Genomic DNA, 14,566 nt, shown 5'->3' on the forward strand with positions numbered 1-14,566 from the left:
CATGGAAACCACGTTTCGAACTGCGTTCGAGCGGCCGAGAGCGGCTGTTCAATCACCAGCGGAGGGGCCGGACAAATGGGCCTTGCTCGACCGGCTGACAATTGCAGCGGATGATTTTGAGCTTTCGCATCGCACCCTGACCGTCCTGAAGGCGCTGTTGAGCTTCCTGCCCTCGCGCCAGATCCCAAGCGGGCCTGCGGGGGTTGTTTTCGCATCGAACGCGCGGCTGTCTGACCGGCTGCATGGCATGCCCGAAAGCACCCTGCGGCGTCATCTGGCCCGGCTGGTAAAGCTCGGTCTTATCGCGCGACAGGACAGCCCAAACCGGAAGCGTTTTGCACGCAGCCAACAGGGAAATATCGCTTTGGCTTTCGGGTTTGATTTGGCGCCCTTGGTGCTACAGGCCGGTGTGATCGACGACGCCGCCCGGGAAGCAGAGGAACGGCTGCAACGCACCTTGGCCCAGAGGGACCGGATTCTTGTGCTGCGACATGCGCTCATCCGGCAAGACGGACCCTCGGCTTTGACAGATGAAGCTGGGCGTGTTCTACGGCGCAAACCCTGCGCGGACCTGCTTTCGACCCTCGAAGCGCAGTTGCGCAGCGCCTTGGAGGTTACGGAACAGGAAACTGAGACCCCAGCCCCGCGCCTTTCGACAGCAAAGCTGAGCGGCAATGACGTGCAAAATGAGCGGCACATACAGGATTCAGTCAAATCCTATTTTGACTCTGAAGAGAGCACCCCGGCTCTTCGGCGCGAAGAACAACCGGCTGACAAACCCGATATCACACCATCAGGGACAGATAGCGGCATCCTGCTTTCTGAAGTGCTAACTGCATGCAAGGAAGTGCGTAGCTATTTCCCCGAAAGGCCGCGCAACTGGGCCGATGTTGTTCATCTTGCAGACCGGATTGCCCCCATGCTTGGGATCGATCTTCCCGTGCTTCATGAGGCGAAGCGCCAGATTGGATTGGAAAGCGCCGCGGTGACAGTGCTTTGCCTTTTGGAACGGGCGGCAGCCATCCGGAGCCCTGGAGCCTATCTGCGCCGGCTGACACAAATGGCGCGGCTTGGGCGGTTTAGGCTGGAACCCATGCTGGCCGCCTTGAACAACCGGCAAATTGTCAGCTGACAATTTAAAACCCGTAGGTATTTCATATGGTTAACGTAAGCCGCCCTGACAAATGGTCGAATTTCCTGACAATTAGCGGCTGAAAGGTTCCCCCTGCCCCCGTCAAAAGCTAGTTTGCGGCGAGTTTTCTGGATAAACCTATGACCTCCGTCCGCTTTCGCCTTTTGATCCTGGCTCTGACCCCCCTTGTCGTGCTCATGCCGCTGCTTTTGCTCTTGGGCATGTCGCGATGGTCGGAAGAGTATGACGAGGTGCTGATCGCCAATGTGGAAAGTGATCTCAAGATCGCCAGCCAATATCTGGCGCGGCTGTTGGCGCAGACCGGCGATGAGCTTGACGCAGTGGCCCGGTCGGTGGCCTTTAGCCGCTGGTTCGAGCAGCCCGACGCAAGACAAGCGGAGCTGCTGGACCAGACCCGGCAGGAACTTGGCCTCGACTTTCTACGCTATCTACCGCGGGATGAGGCGCTGCAAGCCGGGCATGACTGGCCTGTAATTCGGAGCGCGACCCAGGGGCAAGCACGGGCCGAGATCGATATCTTCAGCAATGAACGGCTGACAACCCTGTCGAGCGATCTGGCCGCCCAGGCCCGCGTGCCGCTGGTCGATACCCCGGCGGCTGTGCCGACCGACCGCGAGGTAGAAGACCGGGGGATGGTGGTCCATGCCGCCAGCCCGGTGCGTTTGAACGGCGAAGAGGGCGTGTTGGTCGGAGGCATGCTGCTCAACCGGAACCTCGATTTCATCGATCGGATGAACGATCTGGTCTATCTCGACGCCGTGACCGGCGGCGACCGGCAGGGGACCGCGACGCTGTTTCTGGACGACCTGCGCATCTCGACCAATGTCAGACTGTTCGAAGGGGTCCGCGCGCTTGGCACCCGTGTGTCAGCCGAGGTGCGCGAGGCGGTGCTGCTCGACGGTCGCACTTGGCTGGATAGCGCCTTTGTGGTGAACGACTGGTACATCTCTGGCTACGAGCCGATCACCGACAGTTTCGGCAATCATGTCGGTATGCTCTACGTCGGCTTTCTCGAAGCACCTTTCGCGCAGAAAAAGCGCGAAGCGCTTTGGTGGCTGATCGGGGCCTTCGTCATCGTGCTGGGGATTTCGGGGCCGGTTTTCCTATGGATGGCCCGCGGCATCTTTGCACCTTTAGAGAGGATGACCGAGGTCATGCGCCGGGTCGGGCGGGGCGAGCTGGCAGCGCGGATCGGGCCGGTCTCAGCCAAGGGAGAGATTGCGGCGGTCGCAGAACATCTCGACTGGCTGCTGGAACAGGTGCAGGAACGCGACCGCGCGCTGCGGCTTTGGAATGATGAGTTGAATGCGCGGGTGGACCAACGCACGGCAGAACTCCGCGACGCCAATGAGAAGTTGGAGCAGACCTTCCGGCAATTGGTGATGAGTGAAAAGCTCGCCTCGATTGGTGAGATCACCGCCGGGGTGGCGCATGAGATCAACAATCCGGTGGCGGTTATTCAAGGCAATGTCGATGTCATCCGGCAGACGCTCGGCGCACAGGCCGAGCAGGTCACCACCGAATTGGGGTTGATCGACAAGCAGGTGTCGCGGATTCAGGTCATCGTTGGCAAATTGTTACAATTCGCCAGTCCGTCCGAATTTTCCGATTGTGAACATAATACCTTGCTGCGTCCCCTGGTGCAAGATTGTCTGGTTCTTGTCGAACATCTGTTGAGCCGGGGGCAGATAGAGCTGATTTGCGATCTGGACGATGTGCCGCCTGTGCGCGCGGAGTCCGGCGAGATCCAGCAGGTGGTGGTGAACCTGATCGTGAATGCGACACAGGCCATGGAGGGGGCAGGGCGCTTGTATATCTCACTCAAGCAGGCCGAGCGAGACGATCTGCCCGGCGTGGCGCTGACAGTACAAGACAGCGGACCGGGGGTGCCGGAGGCGCTGCTGGGCTCTGTCTTTGATCCATTCTTTACCACCAAACCGGGGGAGGGGACCGGGCTGGGGCTGTCGATCTCCCAGACCCTGATCCAGCGGGCCGGGGGGATCATATCCGTGCGCAACCTGGCCGAGGGCGGGGCCGCCTTTACGGTCTGGCTGCCCCAAGGGGCGGAGGCGGAGGGTGTCTAGGCGGTCTGGCCGTCAACGCCTTCGAGGGTGCCCGCGCTAGGGCATTAACATCGGGAAGGGGGCACTAGGCGCCCTTGCGAAAATACCGTACCAATTCAGGGACATAGGCATCGCCCGCACCGTCATTCACCACATCCGAAAGCGCCTTATAGACCCCGTCGGCAATCTCCACACGGGCGCCGGATTGACTGGACATCTGACGGTAATAGTCGAAATCTTTCATGGCGTTGCTGATCGAAAAGGGCAGGGTCTCGCGGTCCCCGTTGACAATAAAGGGCGACAGCCGATCAAGCGCCGCGCTGGCACCGCCCCCGGCGGCGAGCACATCGACAAAGCTCTGCGGGTCAATCCCCGCATCGGCAGATTGCGCCGCGGCCTCGGCCAGCAGCGACATGAAACCGACGGAGACATAGTTGTGCAACAGTTTCAAACGGTGCCCGGCGCTGACCTCGCCCACATGTTTGACCTCTTCGGTAAAGGACGCAAGCACTGGCGCGACCTTGGCGACGACAGTCGCGTCGCCCCCCACCAGCAGGTTCAATTTCCCCTCATGCGCAAAAGGCGCGGTGCGGGTCATGGGCGCGTCGATAAACCCGCCCCCCGCCGCTTTGACCGCCTCGGCCATCTTCAGCGTCGAGGCGGGCAGGGAGGTCGAACAATCCACCACCACCGCACCGGGTTTGAGCCCGGCGATGACACCGCCGTCCCCGGTCAGGATCGCCTCGACCTGCGGCGAGCCGGTGACGCAGAGGATGACCACATCAGAGGCAGCGGCAAGCTCTGTCAGACTGTCGAAAGCCGTCGCCCCCAGACCGTCCAGCTCCTCCGTCGGCTGGTTGCCGGGGTGGTTGATATAGCCAAGGTCAAATCCCCCCCGTCGCATCACATTGCGCGCAATGCCGTGGCCCATGAGGCCGACACCGATGATCCCAACTTTCATATTCTTCCCCTCTGCGCTGTCCCGCATCTGCACGGGCAGTTCCCTGACCCAAGGTCTATAACCCGGCCCGTCGTGGCACAATGCGGGGCGGGGTGATTTTCTTTTCGGCAAAGGCGTTAGCGGCTTTGACCCCGGCGTTTGGGTTGCTAGGAATGGCGGGCAGAATGAATGAGGCTGACATGACTTTGACCTTCGACCCCCACGCCCTGTCCCAGACGCTTTATCACGGGCAGTTCTGCCCGATGATCATCGACGGCAAAGAGGTGCCTGCGCAGTCCGGGGAGGTGATTGACGTGGTCGATCCCGCCTCTGGCCGCGCCTTGGCGACGGTGCCGCGCGGCGGGGCCGAGGATGTCGATGCCGCGGTCGCCGCCGCGCGCCGGGCCTTTGAGGGGGAATGGTCCACGTTCACCCCCTACGACCGGCAAGAGCTGCTCTTGCGCATCGCCGATGTGATGGAGCGCGATTGGGAAAAGCTCTGCGTGTCGGACACTGCCGACATGGGGCTGCCGCTGGCACGGACCCTGGGCAACAAGCGGCGCGTGATCGGCATGCTGCGCTTTTATGCGGGCCAAGCCGTGGCGCTGCATGGCGATGTGATCGAGAATTCGATCTCGCAGTCGATGCTGTCTTTCACCACCCGCGAACCGGTCGGCGTGGTCGGCGCCATCATCCCCTGGAACGCGCCCACCGCCGCCTCGATCTGGAAGATCGCCCCGGCGCTGGCCACCGGCTGTACCGTGGTGCTGAAACCATCCGAAGATGCGCCGCTGACGCCGCTGATGATCGCGCGGCTGATGCAGGAGGCCGGCGTGCCGGATGGGGTGGTCAATGTGGTGACAGGCCGGGGCCGCGAGGCCGGTGCGCGACTGGCCGAGCATCCGGATGTGAACAAGGTGGTTTTCACCGGCTCCACCGCGACCGGCAAGACGATCGCCCGCGCCGGGGTCGATACGCTGAAGCGGATCACCTTGGAACTGGGCGGGAAATCCCCGCTGATCATTTGCAAGGATGCCGATCTCGACAAAGCCGTGCCGGTGGCTGCGATGGCGGTCTATGCGCATTCGGGGCAGATCTGCATCGCCGGCTCGCGGCTCTTCGTGGCGCGGGAGATACAGGACGAATTTATCGAAAAGCTCACCGCCTTTGCGCGGGGGCTGAAGATTGGGCATGGCCTGGACGCGGGCACCGATCTTGGCCCGCTGATCAACGCGGTGCAGACTGAGAAGGTCGAGGGCTATATCGCAAAAGGCAAGGCCGAGGGCGCGCGGCTGGTCACCGGCGGCGCCCGGCCCGAAGGCGCGGATTACGCTGGCGGCAATTTCCTTGAGCCGGTGATCTTTGCCGATGTCACCGACGAGATGACCATCGCCCGCGAAGAAATTTTCGGCCCGGTGATTTCGGTTCTGCCTTTCGACACGCTGGACGAGGTCGTCGTGCGGGCCAATGCCACGCCCTACGGTCTGGCAGCCGGTATCTTCACCCGCGATCTCAGCACCGCGCATCGCACGGTCAAGCGGCTCAAGGCCGGGTCGGTCTGGGTCAACATGTACCACGCCATTGACCCGGCGGTGCCCTTTGGCGGCTTGAAAATGTCAGGCTATGGCAAGGAGGGCGGGGTCGAGCATCTTCAGGCCTATCTGGATACCAAGGCGGTTTGGATACAGACGGAGTGAGATGTCAGCGCCGCCCGGCCCGAGGTCGGGCAGCGCTGAAACGACAAGACGCGGCCTAAATCTGGCGCAGGATATGGTCCGGCGCGATGGCAGAGCCTGCAATCGCCTCGGCCACATCGAGCCCCAACAGCGCGCCGTGGCCCGTCACCAGCGCCGTGGCAAATCCGGCCTGCGCCCCGCCGAGAATGTCGGTGTGCAGCGTGTCCCCGACCATCAGAACCCGCTCCGGCGGGATTGCCGGACGCCGCGCGAGGGCAAGGTCAAAGATATCCGGAAACGGCTTGCCGCAGAAATGCACCGCCACGCCGGTCGCATCGATCAGCCGATGGGCGAACCAGCCGGGTTCCAGCGACAGCCCATCTTCGCGCGGGGCGACGAGATCGGGGTTGCCGACGAAGACCGGGCGCGGGTCGCGGGCAAGACTGGCCTCCAGCAGCGTTTGGCGCGCCTCGGTCCAGCCATCGGCACCGACCAAGAGGAAACCTTCGACCTGATCATAAAGCGCCGGATCATCGGCGAGCACGGCGGCCCCCAGATCGGCTATCTCGCCCATGTCTTTTTCGGGGTTCAGCATGACGCCCCACTGCCGTGCAGGCTCTTCCGCCACCCGCGCCAGCAGGGTTTCGCGGCTGGTGACGACCTCATCGGGCGCAAAGTCAAAGCCAAGCCGGGCGTAGCGGTCCATCATATGGGCCTTGGGGTAGGCGGCGGAGTTCGACACGACCATGACGCTCTTGTCTTGGTCCCGCAGCGCGGCAATGGTCTCGGCCGCGCCTTCGATGGCGGTTTCTCCGACATTGAGCACACCGTAGGCGTCAAAGAGGATCAGGTCATAGGGGGCGGCGATATCAAGGAAGCGCGCCGCGTCTGCCGCCTTGCCGCGCCGGGCGTGGGCGGGCAGGCGGGGGCGCAGGCGCTGGTATTCGGCCAGCGCCCGCGCGGGGTCTATGGCGACGCTCACAGGATGCGGCGGCGCAGGAAGGCCGAGATCACCTCGCCGATGATCACCAGCACGATGATCGCGATGAGGATCGTGGCGACCTCGGGCCAGTTGAAGGTGTCGATGGCACCCTGCAGGATGATCCCGATGCCGCCCGCACCGACGAGGCCCAGCACGGTGGATTCGCGCAGGTTGATATCCCACCGCAGGATCGAGACCGCCCAGAAGGTCGGCATCACCTGCGGCACGATGGCATAGGCGATGACCTTGAAGCGCGACGCGCCTGTGGCCTCCAGCGCCTCGACGGGACGTTTGTCGATCTCCTCGATCGCCTCGCCCAGCAGTTTGCCGATGAAGCCGATGGAACGGAACATGATCGCAAGAATGCCCGCCACCACACCGGGGCCAAAGATCGCCACGAACAAAAGCGCCCAGATGATCGTGTTGACCGACCGAGAGGTCACGAGAATGAGCCGCCCGAGCCAGAGCGTGGCACGGTTGGGCGTGGTGTTCTGCGCCGCGATATAGGCCACCGGCAGCGACAGCAGCACCGCGAAGGTGGTGGCGAAAGTGGCGATGTTCACCGTGTCCCAAAGCACCTTGAGGATGGTCTCAAGATTGCTGGGGTCAGGCGGATACATCCGGCCAAAAAGGTCACCGATCTGCTCAGGCGCGCCCCAGACCCAGGCCCAGATCACTTCGATAGAGGTCAGCGCCCAGGCGATGGCAAGCGCGCAGCCAAAGATCACGCCGTAGCGGGTCATGCGCTGGCGCAGGGTGAAGCGGGTCCAGTCGTCGCGACCGAATTTCTCTGCAATCGTCGTCATTGGATGCGCTTTCTGATCACGCCGCTGACGGCTTCGGAGATAAGGATCACGCCGACGATGACCATGGTGATCGCAAGAGCGAAGTCATAGTCGTAGCGCCCGAAAGCATTGGCCAGTGTCGCGCCAATACCGCCCGCGCCGACGATGCCGACCACGGCAGAGGCGCGCAGGTTGCTGTCGAGTTGATAGATCGTGAGGCCGATCTGGCGCGGCATGATCTGCGGAAAGATCGCATAGACCAGCGTCGAGAAGTAGGGCGCACCGGCGGCGCGCATGGCCTCGACCTGACCGAAGTCGATCTCCTCGATCCGCTCGGCCAGCATCTTGGCGACGAAACCAATGGAATAGACGATCAGCGTCAGCACGCCCGCAAAGGGGCCGAAGCCCACGGCCTTGACGAAAAGGATCGCGACGATGACCGGGTGAAAGCTGCGCGCGACGATGATGATGGCGCGGCCGAGGTAAAAGATCGGTTTCGGCGCCACGTTCCGCGCCGCCATAAAGGCGATCGGGATCGACAAGAGCACCCCGCCCGCGGTGGCGAGAATGGCGATTTTCAGGCTTTCAAGGAAACCGTCGATCAACAGGCCGGAGCGTTCAAAGCTGGGCGGAAAAGCCCCGCCAAAGATACGGCCCGCCCGGCCAATGCCTTCGGCCACGCGGTTCCAATCGATCGGCATGGTCAGCCCCACCCAGCCGAAATAGGCAATCGCGCCAAGGATCACCGCCCACCGCAGCAGCGGGTTGGCGATGAAAGGTGGTTTCTTCCACGTATCTCGGGCTGCACTCATGCCGCGGCCCCGTTCTCGGTGCCGTCTTTGGCGCGGTCAGCATGGGGGCTGCCGGCATAGATCTGGTCCATCGCCGCTTGGTCAAGCTTGGCAGGCACGTCGTCGAAAATGATCCGGCCATAGCGCATGCCGACGATGCGGTCGGTATATTCCTTAGCCTCGGTCACATTGTGAATGTTGATCAGCACCGGCAGTTTCAACTCGCCCGCGAGGTCACGCAGCAGGCCCATGATCTGTTCCGAGGTCTTGGGGTCGAGCGAGGCGGTCGGCTCATCGGCCAGCAGGATGTCGGGGTCCTGCATCAGGGCGCGGACCACGCCGACACGCTGGCGCTCACCGCCCGAGAGTTGATCGGCGCGGGTATTGGCGTATTGGGCGATGCCAACACGTTCCATCAGCTCATAGGCGCGGCGGATATCCTCCTTGGGATAGCGGCGCGTGACGGCGGACCATGTCGAGATATAGCCCAAGCGGCCCGATTGAACATTCTCCATCACGGTCAGGCGGTCAACGAGGTTAAACCCCTGAAACACCATGCCAATCTTGCGCCGTGCGCCGCGCAGTTTCTTGCCCCGCAGGCTGGTCAGCTCGGTGCCATTGAGGTTGATCGACCCCGAGGTCGGTTCCACCAATCGGTTGATGCAGCGCAGCAGCGTGGATTTGCCCGCGCCCGACGAGCCGATGATCGAAACGACGCTTTCCCCCTCGATCGTCAGGTCGAGGTTTTTCAGCACCGGATCACCGCTGCCATAGCGCTTCACGAGGTCGGAGATTTTTAGCATGTGTTGTACCTTGTGTGCAGGGCCGGCGCGTTTGCCGGCCCCGACGTTAAACGATTATTCCGCCGCAAGACCTTGGGGCGTGTACTCGACACCGTTCGCCTTTTGGATCTGACGGATGACCGCCCACTGATCTTTATAGGTGATCGGGATGAATTTGCTGACGCCGGTGAATTCCTCGCCAAGCGCGGTCCCTTCGAAATCAAAGGAGAAGAAAGCCTCTTTGATCTTTTCCTTCAGCTCGGGCGCAAGGTCATGGGCGACACCGTAGGAGGTCGTCGGGAAGGGATCGCTTTCCCAGACGATGCGCACATCTTCGGGGTCATAAAGACCGCGCTCGGCCATACGGTCGACCACTTCGGAGGCCACCGGGGCCGCGTCATAGTCGCCCGCGACAACGCCCAGCATCGACTGGTCGTGGCTGCCGGAATAGGTCACTTCGTAATCCTCATCCGGCACCACGCCCAGATCGGGGAAGAGCGCGCGCGGCGCTTGGTTGCCGGAGTTCGAGGTGGGCGAGGTGTGGGCCACGCGCTTGCCGGCGAGGTCTTTCATCTCCTGGATGTCGCTGTCGGCCTGCGTGTAGACCTGCAGCTTATAGCCGAACTGGCCGTCATCCGCGCCCATGATCGCGAAGGGCTCAACCCCAGCGAGGTTCACCGCGAAGGGTGTCGGGCCGGTGGAGAAACCCGCGATATGCAGACGGCCCGAGCGCATGGCTTCGACCTCGGCGGAGTTCGATTGTACCGCGAAGAACTGCACGTCCTTGCCGGTCACGTCCTCAAGATGGTCGATGAAGGGGGTCCAGATATCCTCATAGATCGCGGGATCTTCGACCGGGGTATAGGCGAAGACAAGCGTGTCGGGGTTTTTCAGCTTTTCCGGATCGGTCGGCGCGTCGGCGACCAGATCGCCATTGGCGTCGCAGAACATCTCGTCAAGCTGGCCGCGCTCACAGTCCTCCTGCGCGAAAGCGGCACTGCCGGTAAAGGTGAACGCCGCCATCAGGCCGGCGGCAAAAATAGTCTTATGGGTCATCGCGTTCTACTCCCTGAGAAACCTTCGCGTCGTACGAAGGCTAATAATGCGCAGATACGAACATTGAATTGTTTCGTTTGCAAGACAATCCGGCGCGATTTGCCTCCGCGCCGCTACATGACACCGAAAATCTCCTGCGCCAAGACAAAGTCGGCGGCATGCTCGGGAAAGTTTAACAGAAATTTCACAAAGCGGAGCGGAAACAGCCGGGGCGGCGTCAGATATCAAGTTCGATCTTGCGCACCCGGTCCCGCAGCAGGGTTTTCGACACGGTCAGCAAATGCTGCTCCATCGCCGCCGCAGCGCCCAGACTGTCGCGCCGGGCGATGGCATCGGCCAATGTCATATGCTGTTCGCCAAGGATTTGCAGGGTTTCCGGCGGGTGGTAGGTGCGGCGGCGCGAGGTCCATGCCACCTCGCGCCGCACCGCGCGGATGGAGTCGTAGACCGTCAGGAACAGCGGGTTGCGGGCAACCTCGGCGATCTTGTAATGGAATTTGTCGTCAGCCGTCTCATAGGCATCTGCACTGCTGAGATTGAGCGTGGCGCGCATCAGCTGCTCTAACCGCTCGATCTCTTGCGGGCGGGCGCGGTCTGCGGCGAGCGCGGCGAGGGCCGGTTCGACTTCCAGCCGCACTTCCATAATGTCGCTCGGCGTGACCTGCCGCGCCAGATGGCGCAGGCTGTCGGCATTGGTCGCAGGCGGCGGGGTGGCAAAAGTGCCTTGCCCGTGGCGGCGGTAGATCGTGCCGTCCTCTTGCAACAGTCCAAGCGCCAGACGCAGCCGCGCACGGCTGACGCCAAGATGTTCGGCCAGCGCCCGTTCGGGCGGCATCCGCCCGTCCTTCAGAATGTCCCCCTGCCGGATCGCGCCGCGCAGCCGCTCGGCCAGTTCGATCTCGGTTGGGGTGGGTTGGGCGTTTTTACTCATGAAAGGGCGAAGGCCTTGAAAAGATCGAACAACATGCGCAATGACGTTATCATCAGGAAGATTCCAAAGGCAAACCTAAGCGCCCGGCGCGGGATGCTATGGGCCAGTTTAACACCCACATGGGCAAAGCTGCTGGTAAGCGGAATGATGATCGCCGCCGCCGCCAGATTGACATAGCCCAGCGAGAAGGGCGGCAGCCCCTCGGCGCCCAGACCCGTCAGCGCATAGACCACCGCACCGGGCAGGCCGATGATAAAGCCGATCGCCGCCGAGGTGCCAACGGCGCGGCGGATGTCATAGCCAAGGAAGTTGAGCAGCGGCACCCCGATGGTGCCCCCGCCGATCCCCATCATCGCCGACAGTGCGCCGGTCACGGTCCCCAGCAGCGCCCAGACCGGTTTGGCAAAGCCGCGCGGGCTGGGTTCGTCCTTGGTCTTGCGAAAGATCATGTCGATGGCGACCAGCGCCGCCACGGTGGCAAAGACCCCGACAAGGATCAGACCAGAGACATAGCCGCCCAAGAGCGCGCCAATGATGACGCCCACCAGCAGCGAGGGCGCCCAGAGTTTGAGCAGCTCCATATCAATGGCACCGCGTTTGAAATGCCCGTAGCCCGAGGAAAGGGAGGTAAAGACGATCGTTGCCAGCGAGGTGCCAACGGCAACCTGCATGGTGATCGCCGGGTCCATCCCCGCGGTGGACAGAGCGAGGTAGAGCGCCGGCACGATAACAATGCCCCCGCCCACGCCGAGCAGGCCGGCGAGAATGCCCCCGGCCACACCGGCGGCCACGGCGATGGCGAGAAGGGGCAGCAACTGGCTAAAATCAAAGGCCATCATCAGTCTATTCTTTCTTTACCACGGTATCGGTCGCCAAAGACCGGCTGGGCTTTCCGGCTTTCTGTCGGGCGATTTCACCACGCAGGATCGCCGCGTCGATCGGCGCACGGTCCGTCGTGCCAGAGAAGTTGTGTCGGCTCGGCATGGCCTCCGCGACATGCAGATAGCGTTCGCCTGCCACCTCCAGCAGACGGTCAAGCTCGCTCAGCGGATCGGCGTGATCGTCGACGCGCAAATCAAGATAGGCGTGGTCTTCGCCGCGGTGGATCACCAGCCCGGCGGCCTGCCGGCCCCTCTTGTCGCCGCCCGCCGCCTCTCCCGCGCGCATGGCGGCCAAGAGCCGCTCGGCCATCGGCAGGTCATCGCGGGCGGCATAGGTGTCAAAGGTGGCCGCGACCACCTCAGGCCCGGTCAGCATATTGCCCGCAACGGAATGATGGCTGCCGCTGCGATGCCCGGCCCAGTCGACACAGTCCTTGCCGGTATGGGCGGCGAAATTGCCCGCCGCGTCCAGCATGTGACATTGGCGAATATCGCGCCCCGCATCGCGTGCGGCGAATTCCGCGATGAGCGCCTCGGCAGCTTCGCCATTCTCCAGCATCCGGCGGCCCTCGGTGCCCCAGAGCGGGTTCACGAAAGCCTGTGTCGCCACCGCCACCCGCCGCCCGACATAGGGCACGGCAGCACCGCAGGCGAAAAAGCGGCTGGCAACGGCGATGCCGATCTCTCGGGTCTCGGGGTTACGGGCGATGATGGAATAGGTCATGGGTCAGCGTCCTACGGCATAGGCCTGCATCAGGCGGGGGGTGGCAGCGGCCCGCAGGCCGCCATCGGGGGTGCGCATCGCGGCGGTGAGCCGCCCGACGGACCAAGGTTCGGCCACGGTCACCACATGCCCGCGCGCGCGCAGGCCGTCGATGACAGCGGTGCCGACATTCGGCTCGATGGTGATCTCGCCCGGCTGGGTCCGACGCGGGAAGAAACTGCTCTGAAAATGCATCGTGTGAAACAGCGGCGCATCCATGCCTTCCTGCAGGTCCAGCCCGTGATGCACGAGGCGCAGGAACCAGATCAGCTGCCATTGGTCCTGCTGATCGCCGCCGGGGGTGCCAAAGACCAGCCGCGTGCCGTCGGGCTTCTCGGCCAGCGACGGCGTGAGCGTGGTGCGCGGGCGGCGGCCGGGGGCGAGCGAGGTGGGCAGGCCGGGCTCCAGCCAGAACATCTGCGCGCGGGAGTTCAGCGGAAAGCCCAGACCCGGCACCACCGGATTGCTTTGCAGCCAGCCGCCCGAAGGCGTGGCCGAGACCATATTGCCCCAGCGGTCGATCACATCCAGATGCACGGTATCGCCGCGCTTTTCGGTGCGTTGCGCCAGCGGTCGAGTGTCGCTCTGCGCGGGCGGCGCGCTAAAACCACGCGCGGCACGTGTCACATAGTGTTCCGCCAGATGCTCCAGCCCCGCCACCATGCCGGGGCGTTGATCAAGCGAGGCCCGCGCAGTGATCAGCTTGGCGCGTTCGGCATTGTAGGCATCCGACAGCAGGATCTCCATCGGGATCGCGCTGTGATCGGGGTCGCCGTAATAGGCTTCGCGGTCGGCAAAGGCGAGTTTCATCGCCTCGACCACCGTATGGGTAAAAGCCTCACCCATCGGGTCCATCGCGCCGAGGTCGAAATGTTTGAGGATCGCCAGCGTCTGCAAGAACACCGGCCCCTGCGACCATGCACGGGTCTTATGCACCGTCCAGCCGTGGTAGCTGTAGCTCAACGTCTCCTCATAGGTCGCGGACCAACACGCCAAGTCCTCGCGCGACAGCACAGCGCTGTTTTTCTGCCCCGAGACATCCTGCACGCAGGCGTCTTTCAGGTAGTCGCAGATCGCGTCGGCAACAAAGCCCTCGGACCAGATCTTGCGCGCCGCGTCGATCTGCGCGCGGCGGTCGGTGGCGGCGGCCTCGGCCTCGCGCAGCAGGCGGTCATAGGTCTCGGCAAGGTCGGGGTTCTTGAAGTTCTCATGCGGCTCGGGCGCTTTGCCGCCCGGCGTCCAGACCGCGGCAGAGGTCGGCCATTCTTCGGCGAAATACCCGGCCAGATCCTTGATCGTGTTCGACAGGCGCGGCAGCACCGGATGGCCGTCGCGGGCATAGTCGATGGCTGGCTGCAAGACAGCGCGCAGGGGCAGGTTGCCATGGTCGCGCAGCATCAAGAGCCAGCCGTCAAAGGCGCCGGGCACCACGGTGGAAAGCAGACCGGAGCCGGGGATCAGGCGCAGCCCCTGCGCTTGGTAATGCGCAATCGTCGCGGCGGCAGGGGTGACGCCTTGCCCGCAGACGACCTTGATCTCATCGGCCTTGGCATCGTGCAAGATGATCGGCAGATCCCCCGCCGGGCCGTTCAGATGCGGCTCGACCACCTGCAGCACAAAGCCGGTGGCGGCCGCCGCGTCAAAGGCGTTGCCGCCTTTCTCCAGGATGCCAAACCCGACGGTAGAGGCGATCCAATGGGTCGAGGTGACGACGCCGAAAGACCCTCTGATCTCGGGGCGGGTGGTGAAGCTCATGGTCGCCC

13 protein-coding genes are annotated in these 14,566 nt (G+C 63.2%); 3 read left to right on the forward strand and 10 right to left on the reverse strand.

Annotated features, from left to right (window positions below):
• Position 1 precedes the first annotated feature (1 nt).
• Both repC and AB4M76_RS18605 read left to right on the forward strand, forming a co-directional pair.
• On the forward strand, positions 2 to 1,132 hold the full coding sequence (repC, locus tag AB4M76_RS18600; protein ID WP_368443678.1) for a plasmid replication protein RepC: 1,131 nt from the start codon (positions 2 to 4) through the stop codon (positions 1,130 to 1,132).
• Between the two features lie 140 nt (positions 1,133 to 1,272).
• On the forward strand, positions 1,273 to 3,237 hold the full coding sequence (locus AB4M76_RS18605; protein ID WP_368443680.1) for a cache domain-containing protein: 1,965 nt from the start codon (positions 1,273 to 1,275) through the stop codon (positions 3,235 to 3,237).
• Between the two features lie 64 nt (positions 3,238 to 3,301).
• On the opposite strand, the gene AB4M76_RS18610 is transcribed toward AB4M76_RS18605, so the two are convergent.
• Positions 3,302 to 4,204 carry an NAD(P)-dependent oxidoreductase gene (locus AB4M76_RS18610; RefSeq protein WP_368443816.1) on the reverse strand — a complete coding sequence of 301 codons (903 nt, stop codon included), beginning with the start codon at positions 4,202 to 4,204 and terminating at the stop codon, positions 3,302 to 3,304.
• Between the two features lie 152 nt (positions 4,205 to 4,356).
• On the opposite strand from AB4M76_RS18610, the gene AB4M76_RS18615 reads away from it, so the two are divergent.
• A complete protein-coding gene (locus tag AB4M76_RS18615; RefSeq protein WP_368443682.1) occupies positions 4,357 to 5,853 on the forward strand; it encodes an aldehyde dehydrogenase in 1,497 nt (498 codons plus the stop codon).
• A 55-nt stretch (positions 5,854 to 5,908) separates the two neighbouring features.
• Here the strand turns inward: AB4M76_RS18615 and AB4M76_RS18620 are convergent, their stop codons facing one another.
• From AB4M76_RS18620 to AB4M76_RS18660, 9 genes are all read right to left on the reverse strand, one after another.
• A complete protein-coding gene (locus tag AB4M76_RS18620; protein WP_368443684.1) occupies positions 5,909 to 6,814 on the reverse strand; it encodes an HAD-IIA family hydrolase in 906 nt (301 codons plus the stop codon).
• Complete coding sequence (gene phnE, locus AB4M76_RS18625) at positions 6,811 to 7,620, reverse strand: phosphonate ABC transporter, permease protein PhnE (RefSeq protein ID WP_368443686.1); 810 nt, start codon at positions 7,618 to 7,620, stop codon at positions 6,811 to 6,813. The genes AB4M76_RS18620 and phnE (AB4M76_RS18625) overlap by 4 nt, the downstream gene beginning before the upstream one ends.
• A complete protein-coding gene (phnE, locus tag AB4M76_RS18630; RefSeq protein ID WP_368443688.1) occupies positions 7,617 to 8,411 on the reverse strand; it encodes a phosphonate ABC transporter, permease protein PhnE in 795 nt (264 codons plus the stop codon). The genes phnE (AB4M76_RS18625) and phnE (AB4M76_RS18630) overlap by 4 nt, the downstream gene beginning before the upstream one ends.
• Positions 8,408 to 9,193 (reverse strand): phosphonate ABC transporter ATP-binding protein, encoded by a 786-nt coding sequence (phnC, locus tag AB4M76_RS18635; RefSeq protein ID WP_368443690.1) that lies wholly within the window; start codon positions 9,191 to 9,193, stop codon positions 8,408 to 8,410. The genes phnE (AB4M76_RS18630) and phnC overlap by 4 nt, the downstream gene beginning before the upstream one ends.
• Positions 9,194 to 9,247: 54 nt before the next feature.
• Positions 9,248 to 10,228 carry a phosphate/phosphite/phosphonate ABC transporter substrate-binding protein gene (phnD, locus tag AB4M76_RS18640; protein ID WP_368443692.1) on the reverse strand — a complete coding sequence of 327 codons (981 nt, stop codon included), beginning with the start codon at positions 10,226 to 10,228 and terminating at the stop codon, positions 9,248 to 9,250.
• 217 nt (positions 10,229 to 10,445) lie between these two features.
• The gene (locus tag AB4M76_RS18645) at positions 10,446 to 11,159 is read right to left on the reverse strand and encodes a FadR/GntR family transcriptional regulator (RefSeq protein ID WP_368443694.1); all 714 of its coding nucleotides are present in this window, start codon (positions 11,157 to 11,159) and stop codon (positions 10,446 to 10,448) included.
• A complete protein-coding gene (locus AB4M76_RS18650) occupies positions 11,156 to 11,998 on the reverse strand; it encodes a sulfite exporter TauE/SafE family protein (RefSeq protein WP_368443696.1) in 843 nt (280 codons plus the stop codon). The genes AB4M76_RS18645 and AB4M76_RS18650 overlap by 4 nt, the downstream gene beginning before the upstream one ends.
• A gap of 4 nt (positions 11,999 to 12,002) precedes the next feature.
• Positions 12,003 to 12,764: a DUF1028 domain-containing protein gene (locus tag AB4M76_RS18655; RefSeq protein WP_368443698.1), complete on the reverse strand. Its 762-nt coding sequence runs from the start codon at positions 12,762 to 12,764 to the stop codon at positions 12,003 to 12,005.
• 3 nt (positions 12,765 to 12,767) lie between these two features.
• On the reverse strand, positions 12,768 to 14,558 hold the full coding sequence (locus AB4M76_RS18660) for a gamma-glutamyltransferase family protein (protein ID WP_368443700.1): 1,791 nt from the start codon (positions 14,556 to 14,558) through the stop codon (positions 12,768 to 12,770).
• Between the last annotated feature and the right edge of the window lie 8 nt (positions 14,559 to 14,566).

The organism is Sulfitobacter sp. PS-8MA (assembly GCF_040933935.1).
GTDB lineage: Bacteria > Pseudomonadota > Alphaproteobacteria > Rhodobacterales > Rhodobacteraceae > Sulfitobacter.

Excerpts from the sequence above, each read along its gene's own strand:
- repC (WP_368443678.1), top strand. The coding sequence starts at position 2 with ATGGAAACCACGTTTCGAACTGCGTTCGAGCGGCCGAGAGCGGCTGTT.
- AB4M76_RS18605 (WP_368443680.1), top strand. The coding sequence starts at position 1,273 with ATGACCTCCGTCCGCTTTCGCCTTTTGATCCTGGCTCTGACCCCCCTT.
- AB4M76_RS18610 (WP_368443816.1), bottom strand. The coding sequence starts at position 4,204 with ATGCGGGACAGCGCAGAGGGGAAGAATATGAAAGTTGGGATCATCGGT.
- AB4M76_RS18615 (WP_368443682.1), top strand. The coding sequence starts at position 4,357 with ATGACTTTGACCTTCGACCCCCACGCCCTGTCCCAGACGCTTTATCAC.
- phnE (WP_368443686.1), bottom strand. The coding sequence starts at position 7,620 with ATGACGACGATTGCAGAGAAATTCGGTCGCGACGACTGGACCCGCTTC.
- phnE (WP_368443688.1), bottom strand. The coding sequence starts at position 8,411 with ATGAGTGCAGCCCGAGATACGTGGAAGAAACCACCTTTCATCGCCAAC.
- phnC (WP_368443690.1), bottom strand. The coding sequence starts at position 9,193 with ATGCTAAAAATCTCCGACCTCGTGAAGCGCTATGGCAGCGGTGATCCG.
- phnD (WP_368443692.1), bottom strand. The coding sequence starts at position 10,228 with ATGACCCATAAGACTATTTTTGCCGCCGGCCTGATGGCGGCGTTCACC.
- AB4M76_RS18645 (WP_368443694.1), bottom strand. The coding sequence starts at position 11,159 with ATGAGTAAAAACGCCCAACCCACCCCAACCGAGATCGAACTGGCCGAG.
- AB4M76_RS18650 (WP_368443696.1), bottom strand. The coding sequence starts at position 11,998 with ATGATGGCCTTTGATTTTAGCCAGTTGCTGCCCCTTCTCGCCATCGCC.
- AB4M76_RS18655 (WP_368443698.1), bottom strand. The coding sequence starts at position 12,764 with ATGACCTATTCCATCATCGCCCGTAACCCCGAGACCCGAGAGATCGGC.
- AB4M76_RS18660 (WP_368443700.1), bottom strand. The coding sequence starts at position 14,558 with ATGAGCTTCACCACCCGCCCCGAGATCAGAGGGTCTTTCGGCGTCGTC.